This is a genomic window from Chloroflexota bacterium (genome assembly GCA_011322445.1).
Taxonomy (GTDB): domain Bacteria; phylum Chloroflexota; class Anaerolineae; order Anaerolineales; family DRMV01; genus DRMV01.
This window is the reverse complement of record DRMV01000037.1, coordinates 1-12,686: the sequence shown is the minus strand read 5'-3', so window position 1 is coordinate 12,686 and position 12,686 is coordinate 1. Positions and strand designations below refer to the sequence as shown.

The following is a 12,686-nucleotide window of genomic DNA, read 5'->3' as shown; positions in this document are numbered from 1 at the left end:
TCGTTACACCACCAGTTGATCGTAGAGTCGTTCCAGCGAAAGGTCGGCAGGCACATTGCCCTCGGCATTCAAAGCGAGGGATGCCGCCGAGATGCCCAATTGTATCGCATCATCCACCGGGAAGCCATGCAGCAAGCCGTAAAGCACCACGGCGGTCAGGGCATCGCCCGCGCCGGTGGGGTCGAGGATTTCGGTACGCAGGGCCGGCAGGTGCCCTTGCCCATCGGAAGTGGCGTAGCAAAGCCCAAACTCGGCCAGGGTCACCACAGCCAGCCCAACGCCCTGGGCTACCAGGTCCTTAGCCGCGCGCGTCACCTCCTCAAAATCGGTGGGGTCAAGCGGGCGCTCCAACAATGCAGCGGCTTCCTGATGGTTGGGTGTGATGAGCGCCAGGCGGGGCAGGTAGCGGCGCAGGTTGCGCGCCAGTTGCGGCGAGGTTGGGTCGGCAGTCACCGGCAAACCGGCTTTGCGGGCCAAAGCAAAAGCCGTGCGCAAAGTCGCCTTGGGCAGGTTAGCATCCATCACCAGCGCGGCAGCATCCATGAAAAGGTTGGCATGATGGCGCAAATAGTCGGCCGTCAGCGAGCGGCTAATGCGCATATCGTAAAAGCCGTGGTAAAGGCCACCCTCCGGCCGCAGCACCCCCACATAGCGTCCGGTGGGGTAATCGGTCACCCGCAGCACCGCGTGCACGTCTACCCCCAGCGCGGCCAGTTCTTCCAGCAAGCGGTCGCCTGCCGCGTCGCGCCCCACGGCCGAAAGGAAAACCACCGGCTGCCCCAATCGCGCCAGGTTCTCCGCAATATTGCGCGCCACGCCACCGCTGGCCGTGCGCATGTGCGCCGGCACGGCTGCGCCCTCTTCCAGCGGCGTTTGGGGGTAGGCTACCGTATCTACTGCGGCGCTGCCAAGCACCAGCACGGGGCGGTCGGGGTCAATATTCTCCCAAACGGTCATGGCTACCTCTCTTCGTCGGGCAAAGCGCGAGCAGAATGATCTTCGCCGTCGCCATCGCCGCCTTCGCGGAGGCCTTCCTCTTCGCGGTCTACCTCGCGCGGAAGAAGCGACTGAAGGTAAGCGATGGTGCGCCGCCATTCCGAAGGCGCCAGGGCAACGCTGCCATACCGGCCCAGGGCTGCCACTTCCAGACGACGGACAAAGTAACGCAACAGGACAACCTCGCGAGTTTGCGGGGTTTCACCTTCCGTGCTCTGGAACCAGGCCAGCAACTCGCGCACATATTCCGTAAACGCGGAGAGGTGTCGCTGGCGGCGCAGCTGGCTCAGCGCCGCCTCGCTGGAACGCAACACATTGGTCACGCTCAACCGCCAGGCCTCCAGGTGCTGATCAATGACCTTGTCCACCGGGGTGTGCCAGGCGCCCAGGCCAATCCACTGCAGGCCGACACCGCGCTGGCGGGCGCGCTCGCCTTCGGGGCCATTAGCCAGCACGTCGAACCGCTCGGCGATGCGGGGGCGAGGCACAAAATGCGGCGCCCGCGGCAAAGTGGGCAAAATTGGCGCGCTTTGGTCATGCGGGGCCACGGTTTCCTGCGCCAGTTCCCGATAAAAGGTCTGCAGCGTTTCCATATCCATCGGCGCCACGCTGGCGAGGAATTCCACCACGGTCTGCGAGCGGATGAAGCGCGTGAGTTCCGAGCGTGCCATCACCCGCATGGCATTGGTCAGCAACCGACTACTGGCTAAGGCTTCCTGCCGGTCAACCACTGGCGAAGCCATTTCGCCATACACCAGTTGCTCTAATGCCGGCGGGTAGAACGGGAAAGGCTCTTTTTCGGTCGGTTTGCGCCCGCCGCGATAGATGCTGAACAGCAATTGGACGTCTTTTACTTCGATAGGGATGCCGTCGCGGCTGCGCGCGCTGGCGCTCAAGGTCATCTGGTGCTCGCGCAGGCTGACAATGCGGCGCAGGCGCTCAAAGCCTTCAATCAGTTCCAGGCGGCGGGTGGTCGGGGCAACCACGTGGGGGGTGCCATCCACCCGCTCAAACAAAGCCGCGCTATCGGTGCTCATGAACACATAACCCGGCCCGCCAATGAGCAAGAGCGGCGAGCGCATCTCTTTGACCTCGCCATTCACAATTGCCAGGGTATGAGGGCACCCCACGGGGGCACCACGCAGGAAATCCCACACCCGCCGCAAGAAGGGCACCTTGACCCCATACTGACGGCTGCGCCCCCACGAAAGACATTCCTCTTCGGTAGGGCACACCATCGGCCGCAGCCGCCCCAGCAAACGGCACGCGAAGGTCTTGCGTTCCTTGACCCGCCCGTAACTGTGTGCAAACGCTGCCCGCAACAAGAATTCCTGCGCGACCTTCAACCCTTCTGCACGGTCTTTCAAGGCATCACTGACCTCGAAAACGTCTTCCACATAGCGCGCCGCGACATACCAACCCAGCAAATAAGGCAACAACACGGGAAGCCACACCCGCAGGCTATCGGGAAGCAGGAAAATGATAATCAGTTTGCGCACGTAAAAGGGAACGCCGAAGATAAGTTCCCCCAAAATCTTCGCCAACACCGAGCCCTGCACTGCATGCCAAATTTCAAGAAAGCCTGTGTGCGAAACGGTTTCCCAGTGCGCGGCTAAAATCCATGCAACCACGGCAAAGAAAAACAAATCACGGGCATAAACGCGCTTCAGACCGGCCGGCTTGTTAATCACAAACAAGCGATTCAAGAGGCCTTCCATGCTGCGCTTGGGAAGGGCTTTCAACCACTCGTTGAAGAGGACAAAATCATGCCAGAGGCGGCTCAACATCTCACGCATGGTCGTCTCCCCCTGTCCCCGTCAAATCTGTGCCATTAGCCTCAATGCGGCGGTTGTGCACCCAGGCCCACAACATTTCGAGCGCATCAAACTCGCTTCTGTGCGCCAGGTAAAGGGCCGGATCGCGCTGCACCGCCCGGCTCAACGCAGCCAACAAACGGTCTAAACACGTTGCTGGGGAAACATCCTCATCAGAGGTGCACGCCTCTTCCACAATGATCCTGGCCCACGCATCGGCGGCTTCCTGTTCGCCCTGCTTTTTCGCGAGATTGCGCCGCTGTTCCACAAGTTCACGCTCTTTACGGGCTCGCACCAGCCAGTTGGCCGTCCAACGCGCGACGAGTTCCTCTTCCACCTCCGGCGGCAGGAAAATCGCGGGCAAAGCCACCGCGATGACCCGAATGCCCCGCTCTTGCAGCAAAGCGTATTCCCGGCTGGAGAGCATTTCACCCGTCCGCTGCCCATCCAGGCCAAGTTCACGATACTGGGGCTGGGTCAATCGCTCGCGAATGGCCGCGGCGATGAAATCCAGCATGGGCGTGCCATCGGGGGAAACCTGGAACAGCGTGGTCAAGCGGAAACGCTGCAAATATTCCCGCCAAACGTCCACCGCCAGGCGCGCTGGTAGCCAATCCCACTGCAGCAAACGATCATCCGGGGTTTTCCCCGTGCCAAGGGCAGCCTTCGCGGCATCCACCGGGCGATGGGTCACTGCTCGCCACACCGAAACCTTATGGCCGAAAAAGCGGGTACGGAAGCGGCCCGCTTCCCACGCCTCCTCCGAAAGACCATCGGGGTGCTTATCAAGAGCAAAAACCACCACCAGGCGGGGCACCACCTCGGTGCCGTCGCGCGTCTTGGCGCTGGTTTGCCAGCGGTGGTTCATACGCTGGTCATACATCTCATCGGTTTCGTCAGGGCTGCGAGGGGCAAAGGGGTTTTCGTCCCCTTGGGGCCCCAGGCTGGCGGAATGTTTCCGCAAGTTTACCGTTGCGCCCGGCCGGGCTGTTTCCCCCGCCTTGGTAAACACCACACCTGGCCCCACGGCCCGCGTAAAGCCGCCTTCCGTTTGCAACACCGCGGCGCTGGCGCTATCCAACACAATCACGCCCGGCCCACGCCGCAACCTCTCCGCCTTGCTTTCAATTTTCTCACCATCTTGAATGAAAATCGCCGGCCCATGCAGCCCCGCGACGTAATACAGCAAACGCACAAAAATCGCCCGGCGCTCTTCGAGGGTTTGCACCGGCAGCGCGAACTGAGCAAAAAAGAAAAGCCAGAAAGCCACCATCGCCCAAAAGACCGCCGACCACCCCACAAACTTCCACAACGGCAGGTAAAACAACGAGCCCAGCATCCAATCCACCACCCCCTGCAACCCCCACACCTTGGGCCCCGCCAGCAGTCGTGCCAGAGGATGATACTGCCCCCACAACAAGTAGAAATACACCCCCACGCCCACGCTTACCGGCAAAAGCCAACGGCGGTATGGATGATTGTAGTAGCGCCAAATCCGTGAAATCACCGGCATGCCTCTCGACGGAAGCCTTCGCGCGAACACGACGGTTTCATTGTATAACAAAACGAGCGATAAAGGTAGCCTTTTCCGCGATATGCTGTTTCCCAAACCTTGACGCCCACCCTGCCCCAGCGGTACAATCAATGCATATCATACGAATAATTCAATTGATATGAGGAATTCCACGTGACCATCTGGGAGCAATTCCCGTTTCTGGAATATCTTGCCAACCAGGCCGCTCAAAACGGCAACGGCCACCATCTGCCACCCCTAAAAGAAGCGGGGAAAGCATTAGGATGGAGCATTACCCGCGTGCGGGAAGAACTGGCCGTCGCGAAGGCGTTGGGGTTCGTCGAGGCTCGCCCGCGGGTCGGGCTACGCCGTCTGCCCTACACCTTCACCCCGGCCGTCTCGCTCAGCCTGCACTATGCCCTACATCTGGATCAGGAAAAATACTTCCAGCAATTCGCCGACCTGCGGAAGAAAATCGAAGCCGCGTATTTCCATAAAGCAGCCCGTTTGCTCACCGACGAAGACAAAGAATACCTCAAAACCCTGGTCGCCACGGCGTGGGAACAGTTGCGCGGCAACCCCATCCATATTCCCCATGCCGAGCATCGCGACCTGCACCTCACCATTTACCGCCGCTTGAACAATGCCTTCGTTCAAGGCATTCTGGAAGCCTACTGGGAAGCCTACGAAGCCATCGGCTACAACCGTTATACCGACTATACCTACCTGAGCAAAGTGTGGCAATACCACGAGCGCATGGTCGAGGCCATCTGCGCCGGGAAATACGACGAAGGCTACCAGGCCTTGCTGGAGCACACCGAATTGCTCTACCACCGCCCTCTCGAGGGAATCACACCCACTGCGTAGAACATCCGGCTCTGCCGGTAAAAAATTCAAGGAGAGATGAGGTTATGGCCAAACAAACGCAACCAGCCTCCCAAAAGGGTGCTGTGGTGAACGATTTCTCGATCACCGTCAGCACCATCAACGGCACAGGAAGCCAGACTTCCAACCTGACCATCATGCGGGCCATCTTCAAGATGGGCATTCCCGTGCAGGGGAAAAACATTTTCCCTTCCAACATCCAGGGGATGCCCACGTGGTACACCATCCGCATCAGCAAAGATGGCTTCCTGGCCCGGCGCGAAGAGCACGAAATCGTCATTGCGATGAACCCCGCCACCATCAAAGACGATATTGAAGACGTGATGCCCGGCGGCGTTCTTTTCTATGCCGACCACCTGAAACTGCCCATCCAGCGCGACGACATCGCCATGTACCCCATGCCGGTGAAGAAACTGGCGCGCGAATCGGGCGCCCCCGCCAAACTGCGCGACTATGTTGCCAACATGGTGTATGTCGGTGTGCTGGCTGAAATTATCGGCATTGACATGGATAACATCCACGCCGCGCTGGACTTCCACTTCAAAGGCAAAGAAAGCCCCATCAACCTGAACTACGGCATCATCGAAGCCGCGGCGGCATGGGCAAAAGAAAACCTGGAAAAGAAAGACCCCTACCGCCTGGAACCGATGAACGCCACCGACGGCTACATCATGGCCGATGGCAACACCGCGGCTGCGTTGGGCGCCCTTTACGGCGGCGTGCAATTTGTGGGCTGGTACCCCATCACCCCGGCTTCCAGCCTGGTGGAAACCATGAACCAGTACATCCCCAAACTGCGCAAAGACCCCAAGACCGGCAAGAATACCGTGGTGGTGGTTCAGGCCGAAGACGAACTCGCGGCCGTGGGCATGACCATCGGTGCCGGATGGGCTGGCTTGCGTTCCATGACCTCCACCTCCGGGGCCGGCATCAGCCTGATGGGCGAATTCCTTGGCCTGGCTTACTACGCCGAAGTGCCGATTGTGGTTTGGGATGTGCAGCGCGGCGCCCCCAGCACCGGCCTTCCCACCCGCGTGATGCAGGGCGATATTACCCAGGTGGCCTTCATCAGCCAGGGCGATACCGATAACATCATGCTCTTCCCCAAAGATGCCCAGGAAGCCTTCGAGTTCGGCTGGCGCGCTTTCGACTACGCCGAGCGCTTGCAGACCCCCATCTTCGTGATGAGTGACCTGGACATCGGCCAAAATCAGTGGATGGTCAAGCCCTTTGAATACCCCACCGAGCCGATGGACCGCGGCAAAATTCTCTGGGAAGAAGATCTCGAACAGTGGGAGAAAGAAGGCAAGGCCTGGGGCCGCTATCTTGACGTGGACGGCGACGGCATTCCTTACCGCACCGTCATCGGCAACAAACACCCCAAAGCGGCTTACTTCACCCGCGGCACCGGCCACGACGAATTCGCCCGTTACAGCGAAGACCCCGAAGTGTGGACCCGCGTGCTCAAGCGCATCAAGAAGAAAATCGAAAACGCCCGCGAAATGCTGCCCAAGCCCGAAGTCCACACCATGGAAGGCGCTTCTTTCGGCATCATCTCCTTCGGCTCCAACGACCCTGCCATTCAGGAAGCCCGCCACTACCTCAAGGAAGAAAAGGGCATTGCCACCGACTATCTGCGCCTGCGGGCTTACCCCTTCTCGCAAGCGGTCAAAGACTTCATCGCCAGCCACGATAAAATCTACGTGGTGGAAATGAACCGCGACGGCCAGATGCGCCAACTGCTGCAACTGGACGTGCCCGACATGGCCGACAAACTGTATTCCGTGGCCAAAGGCGACGGCCTGCCCCTGACCGCCCGCTGGATTATGAATACCATCCTGGAAATGGAAGAGGAGTAATATCATGGCGAAGACAAACGCCCTCGGATTGAGCATTGCCGATTACAAAGGCGCCCCCACCACCCTGTGCCAGGGCTGCGGCCACAACTCCATCATCAGCCAGATCATCTCCGCAGTCTTCGAAGAAAACCTGCCGCCGGAAGCGGTCGTCAAGTTCAGCGGTATTGGCTGCTCTTCCAAAGCCCCCACCTACATGCTGGGCCGCTCTTTCGGCTTCAACGGCCTGCACGGCCGCATGCCCTCCCTCGCCACCGGCGCCCTCTTCGGCGACCTCTCGCTCATCGGCATCGGCATGAGCGGCGACGGCGACTCCGCGGCCATCGGCATGGGGCAATTCAAACACATCATCCGCCGCAACATGCCCCTGGTTTACATCGTCGCCAACAACGGCGTGTATGGCCTCACCAAAGGGCAATTCTCCCCCACCTCTGACCGCGGCCTGAAACTCAAAAAGCAGGGCGTCAACCCCTTCGAGCCGGTTGACATCTGCATGGAAGCCCTGGCCTCTAACGCCACCTTCGTGGCCCGCACCTTTGCCGGCGACCCCAAGCAGGTGAAGACGCTCATCAAAGCCGCCATGCACCACAAAGGCATCGCCATTCTGGACATCATCAGCCCCTGCGTCTCGTTCAACAACCAACCCACGGCCACCCACTCTTACGAATGGGGCAAGCAGCACGAAGTCTTGCTGCATGAAATGCAATTCCTCCCCGACGCCAAAGAAATCCAATTGCAGGGCGAAATGCAGCCCGGCGAAGTGCGGGAAGTCACCATGCACGACGGCTCGGTATTGGTGCTCAAACAGGTCGACCGCGACTACGACCCCACCGACCGCTTTGCCGCCATTCGGGCATTGGAAGAATCCAAACAAAAGCACATCTTGCTCACCGGCCTCCTCTATGTAGACACCGAGCGGCCTTCGCTGCCCGACCTCTACGAATTGCCCGAGGATGTGCCCTTCAACCGCATGCCTGCAGAACGGCTGCGCCCCGCGCCGGAAACCATTCAAACGGTCAACGAGTTGATGTTCTAACTCACCTCATCTCCTTCACCTCCTCAATACCTAAAGCGCAGGCCAGTTGGCCTGCGCTTTGGGTTTTCCCGAAACTCCAATTGCGTCCCTCTTCGATGCCAGGTGCGGCCCATCCCGGCCCACCCAACCTCGCGCTTACCCTTCCTTCCGGCCATAGATCGCGTTGAACTCAGCCAGCCGGGCAAGGGCATCTTCGGGCAAGGGGCCTTCCATGCGCCAGGCCCAGTTGCCGCCCAGGCGGCCAGGGTAATTCATGCGGGCGCGGTTGTCCAGGCTGAGGACATCCTGCACCGGGGCAATCGCCCACTTTGCCACCGAGCGCCACGCTATCCGAATCAAATCCCAGGCCACATCACGGCCATCGGTGGCAAGGTAGCGCCGCAAGAAGTCCTTTTCTTCCTCGGAAGCCCGCTGCCACCACCCCATCGCGGTGTCGTTGTCGTGGGTGCCGGTGTAAACCACGAAGTTAGGGCTGGTGTAATTGTGCGGCAAAAAGGGATTGTCGGGGCCACTGTCGAAGGCAAACACCAACACCTTCATCCCTGGGAAGCCAAACTGCTCCCGCAGGGCCACCACATCGGGCGTAATCACTCCCAGGTCTTCAGCAATCAGCGGCGGGTCGCCGAGCGTGTCGCGCACCGCAGCAAAAAACGCCGCGCCGGGCCCCGGCACCCAGCGGCCGGTTTCCGCGGTGGGCGCCTCGGCAGGCACCTCCCAATAAGCCGCAAAACCGCGGAAATGGTCCAGGCGCACCACGTCCACCAAATCCAGCAGCGTCCGCAAGCGCGCCAACCACCAGGCATAACCCTGCTGCCGGTGGGTTTCCCAACAGTAAAGGGGATTACCCCAACGCTGGCCCGTGGCCGAGAAATAATCGGGCGGCACCCCGGCCACCACGGTGGGCTGCCCAGCCTTGTCAAGGCAAAACAATTCGGGGTGCGCCCACACATCGGCGCTGTCGTGGGCTACGAAAATGGGCGCATCGCCGATGAACCGAATGCCGTGCGCCGTTGCCGCCTCTCGCAGCGCCTGCCACTGCCGGAAGAACAAAAATTGCTCAAAAGCCACCCGCTCCACAGCCTCTGCATGCTCCCGTGCCGCCTGCGCCAATGCATCGGGCTGGCGGGTGCGCAACGGCTCCGGCCACGCCGTCCAGGGCGCGCCGTCCTGGGCTTCCTTGAGTGCCATAAAAAGGGCAAAATCCTCCAGCCAGGCGGCATGTGCCTGCCGGAAAGCCACCCATGCGCCTTCCAGGTGGGGGGAACGGCCTTCCCGAAAGCGTGCAAACGCCCGGCGCAGCAAAGCGCGCTTCCACGGAATGACCGTGCCATAGGCCACCTGCCCCGCCGGGAACGCGGGACGCGCTGCCAAATCTTCCGGCACCAGCAAACCTTCGGCCAGCAAGTCGTCGGGGCTAACAAGGTAAGGATTGCCGGCAAAAGCCGAAAAGGTCTGATAAGGCGAATCGCCGTAGCCGGTCGGCCCCAGGGGCAACACCTGCCAAAACGTGCAGCCCGCCTGCCCCAAAGCAGCCGCGAACTCGCGTGCTGCGGGCCCTAAATCGCCAATGCCATAAGGCCCCGGCAGGCTGGTAGGGTGCAAAAGCAAACCTGAAGCGCGTGTCCGCATGTTCATACCTGATACGCTCGTCGTCGGGTTTCCAGGTGCTCCCCAGCGCGCACCCGCAAGTCCGCGGGGAAATCTTCGGCAATCACATCGGTGCCAACCCACGCCCCCGCTTCCAGCACCGCTTCTTCGGGAATTTCGCTCCCTTTCCCCACCATCGTGAGGTTGACCGGCTCGGTCAGCGCGCCCAGGCGTGCCCCCCGCCCTACGCGAATGCGCTTATCCAGAATGGCGCGTTCCAGCACGGCCTGGGCCCCGATTTCCGTATCGGTCAACACCACCGACTCACGCACCACAGCCCCTGATCGCACCACCACCCCCGGCGAAAGCACGCTGCGCTCGACCAGGGCGCCGCTTTCGATAATGCAGCCGTCGGAAATCATGCTCTCGCGCACCTCTGCCCCCGCAGCAATGCGCATCGGCGGACGCTCTTCCGTGCGGGTGTGGATCACCCACTGGCGGTCATAAAGGTTCAACGGCGGCGGCACTTCCAACAAGTCCATGTGGGCTTCCCAATACGATTGCACCGTGCCGACATCGCGCCAATAATCCGCATAAGGGTAAGCAAACACACGATACCCTTCCTTCACCATGCGGGGCAAAATATCTTTGCCAAAATCGTGGCTGGAATCGGTGCGACGGTGGTCTTCCAGCAACACTTTATCGAGGACGTCGAGGTTGAAAAGATACACCCCCATATTCGCCAAATCGGAAGGCGGTTCAGGCGGCTTTTCGACAAACGCGTTGACCCGCAGGTTGTCTTCCACCCCCACAATGCCAAAACGGGAAGCCTCTTCCCGCGGCACCCGGATAACCGCCATGGTGAGGTCAGCCTGATGCTCCCGATGGAATGCAATCATCGGCTCGTAATCCATTTTATAAATGTGATCGCCAGAGAGGATGAGCACATAATCGGGGCTGGCGTGCTTGACAAAGCGGAAGTTCTGCTGCACAGCATCTGCAGTACCCACAAACCAGCCAGCCGCGTTTCGGGCGCGATAAGGGGTGTAAATCCGCACGCCGCCGGTCCAGTCGCGGTTGAGGTCCCAGGGGGCGCCTGAACCGATGTGTTCGATGAGGGAATGCGGGCGATATTGCGCCACCACCATCACATCGAACAGACCAGAGTTGACGCAGTTGGAAAGCACAAAATCAATAATGCGGTACTTTCCGGCAAAGGGTACCGCCGGCTTGGTGCGTTTTGAGGTCAAAACGCTCAACCGCGACCCTTCACCACCGGCTAAAATGACCACACGGGTTTTCATAGGCGCCTCCGGGAAGGGAAAGAAAATCAGGAATTAGGGGTTAGGGGTCAGGAGCAGGGGCAAGCAAACGGGCATAAAGACGAGCATAGGCCTGAGCGGGTTTATCCCACGAAAAATCTTCAGCCATGCCGCGGCGTTGCAAGGCCTGCCATCGGCGGCGGTCTGCCCAACGGGCAAAGGCACGCCGCAAGGCAAAAGCCAGAGCCTTGGGGGTGGCTTCCGGCAGCAGGAAACCGGTGCTGCGGCGGCTGAGATCCACGTCGCGCACGGTATCTGCGAGGCCGCCGGTTTCCGTAGCCACCGGCACCGCGCCGTAGCGCATGGCAATCATCTGGGCAAGGCCACACGGCTCATAACGGGAAGGCACCATGAGCACATCGGCGCTGGCGTAAATGCGCCGGGCCAGCCCATCGTCATAGCGCAGCACCGCCCGCACCCGGTCGGGGAACCCGACTTCCAGTTGCCGCAGGGCGTCTTCCCACTGCGGCTCTCCTGTGCCCAACAGCACCGCCTGCCACGGAGAATCCGCCAGCAGCCTCAACGCCTCAGCCACCACATCAACGCCCTTCTGCTCGGTCAGGCGGCTCACCAACCCAACGAGAGGCATACGCCCCTCCGGCTGCGGCAAGCCTACTTCCTGACGCAAAGCCTCGGCATTGCGCTCCCGTAAAGCCAGTGTGCTGGCCGTATAACGCACATCCAGCGCGGGGTCGGTCGAGGGATTCCACAAGTCGGTGTCGAGGCCATTGAGAATGCCCCACAGGCGCTCGCGGCGGGTCTTCAGGAAGTCTTCCAGCCCCCGCCCAAAGGCCGGCGTAAGCATCTCGCGCGCATAGGTAGGAGAAACGGTCGTGATAGCATCGGCTGCGGCCAACCCCAGCGGCAGCGGCATGGTTTGCGCCCAAGGGGGCAAACCGCTTTCCAGCGGGGCGGGCGGCAGCCCAAAGGCTTCCAGCAGCCACGGCGACGCCGCACCCATGTAGGGCAAGTTGTGAACCGTCAACACCGTGCGAGTGGCAGCGAAGAAAGCATCGTAGGGGCGGCGAGCAACCAGAGCGTGGACGGCCAGGGCGGTGTGCCAGTCGTGGGCATGCAAAATATCGGGCTGCCAGTTCAGGTAGCGCGCCAGCGCCAGCGTCGCCAGCGAGAAAAAAGCATACTTGACAGCGTCGGCTCGCGGGTCTGGGCTATACACCCCCGGCACAGCCAACACCGGCCCGCCGGTGACGAAATACACCTCCAGGCCCCGATGCTCAGTATGGTAAATCTCTGCCGTAATCGGCCCATTGCGGTGGGCAATCGTAAAGGCTGTCAGCGGCTGCGCCCCCCATCGGCCTACATCCACGGTCGGGTGCAACGGCAGCACCAGCCGGATGTCCCATTCAGGGTGAGCAGTTTTCAACGCCCACGGCAACGCCCCCACCACATCACCTAACCCACCCACTTTAGCAAAAGGCGCGGCCTCAGCAGCAACAAAAAGGATGTTCATCAAAACCTCGCAGCGGTGTTTGTTTGATTATAGCATCACCCGCCAGCCCGAGAAGGAGCAATAAGAGTCTATCCGAAAAAAGCCAAATCGTGCACAATGGAGGCAGCAGCGAATAACACAAAGGCCAAATAGTTTTCCGGTTTTTTGCACCAACGGGTGCGTACACTCCGGCGTTTCACCAGCCAACTTAGGGTGCGCTCCACGAC

At 60.6% G+C, this 12,686-nt stretch carries 8 protein-coding genes; 3 read left to right on the top strand and 5 right to left on the bottom strand.

What is annotated here, in order from left to right; all coding sequences use genetic code 11:
* Positions 1–3 precede the first annotated feature (3 nt).
* Together ENJ54_07540 and ENJ54_07535 are read right to left on the bottom strand one after the other, a co-directional pair.
* A complete protein-coding gene (locus ENJ54_07540) occupies positions 4–1,095 on the bottom strand; it encodes a ribokinase (GenBank protein HFC09681.1) in 1,092 nt (363 codons plus the stop codon).
* Between the two features lie 1,689 nt (positions 1,096–2,784).
* Positions 2,785–4,317, bottom strand: coding sequence for a hypothetical protein (locus ENJ54_07535; protein HFC09680.1), 1,533 nt, complete (start codon positions 4,315–4,317; stop codon positions 2,785–2,787).
* Positions 4,318–4,497: 180 nt separating this feature from the next.
* Here ENJ54_07535 and ENJ54_07530 point away from each other — a divergent pair, with 180 nt between their 5' ends.
* The 3 genes from ENJ54_07530 to ENJ54_07520 are packed head-to-tail and all read left to right on the top strand — an operon-like array spanning position 4,498 to position 8,100.
* Positions 4,498–5,190, top strand: a complete 693-nt coding sequence (locus ENJ54_07530) for a FadR family transcriptional regulator (protein HFC09679.1) — start codon at positions 4,498–4,500, stop codon at positions 5,188–5,190.
* A 44-nt stretch (positions 5,191–5,234) separates the two neighbouring features.
* Positions 5,235–7,067 (top strand): 2-oxoacid:acceptor oxidoreductase subunit alpha, encoded by a 1,833-nt coding sequence (locus ENJ54_07525; protein ID HFC09678.1) that lies wholly within the window; start codon positions 5,235–5,237, stop codon positions 7,065–7,067.
* Positions 7,068–7,071: 4 nt separating this feature from the next.
* Positions 7,072–8,100: a 2-oxoacid:ferredoxin oxidoreductase subunit beta gene (locus ENJ54_07520; GenBank protein ID HFC09677.1), complete on the top strand. Its 1,029-nt coding sequence runs from the start codon at positions 7,072–7,074 to the stop codon at positions 8,098–8,100.
* Positions 8,101–8,235: 135 nt separating this feature from the next.
* Here ENJ54_07520 and malQ read toward each other — a convergent pair whose 3' ends face one another.
* The 3 genes from malQ to ENJ54_07505 are packed head-to-tail and all read right to left on the bottom strand — an operon-like array spanning position 8,236 to position 12,483.
* The gene (gene malQ, locus ENJ54_07515; protein HFC09676.1) at positions 8,236–9,735 is read right to left on the bottom strand and encodes a 4-alpha-glucanotransferase; all 1,500 of its coding nucleotides are present in this window, start codon (positions 9,733–9,735) and stop codon (positions 8,236–8,238) included.
* Complete coding sequence (locus ENJ54_07510) at positions 9,732–10,991, bottom strand: glucose-1-phosphate adenylyltransferase (protein HFC09675.1); 1,260 nt, start codon at positions 10,989–10,991, stop codon at positions 9,732–9,734. Before ENJ54_07510 ends, malQ begins: the two co-directional genes overlap by 4 nt.
* Positions 10,992–11,031: 40 nt before the next feature.
* Entirely contained in the window at positions 11,032–12,483 is a 1,452-nt protein-coding gene (locus ENJ54_07505) for a glycogen synthase (protein ID HFC09674.1), read from the bottom strand.
* Between the last annotated feature and the right edge of the window lie 203 nt (positions 12,484–12,686).

What these genes read in the sequence shown, in the direction of transcription:
- ENJ54_07520 (HFC09677.1), top strand. Translation starts at nt 7,072, where the DNA reads ATGGCGAAGACAAACGCCCTCGGATTGAGCATTGCCGATTACAAAGGC.
- ENJ54_07540 (HFC09681.1), bottom strand. Translation starts at nt 1,095, where the DNA reads ATGGCGGCGCACCATCGCTTACCTTCAGTCGCTTCTTCCGCGCGAGGT.
- ENJ54_07510 (HFC09675.1), bottom strand. Translation starts at nt 10,991, where the DNA reads ATGAAAACCCGTGTGGTCATTTTAGCCGGTGGTGAAGGGTCGCGGTTG.
- malQ (HFC09676.1), bottom strand. Translation starts at nt 9,735, where the DNA reads ATGAACATGCGGACACGCGCTTCAGGTTTGCTTTTGCACCCTACCAGC.
- ENJ54_07525 (HFC09678.1), top strand. Translation starts at nt 5,235, where the DNA reads ATGGCCAAACAAACGCAACCAGCCTCCCAAAAGGGTGCTGTGGTGAAC.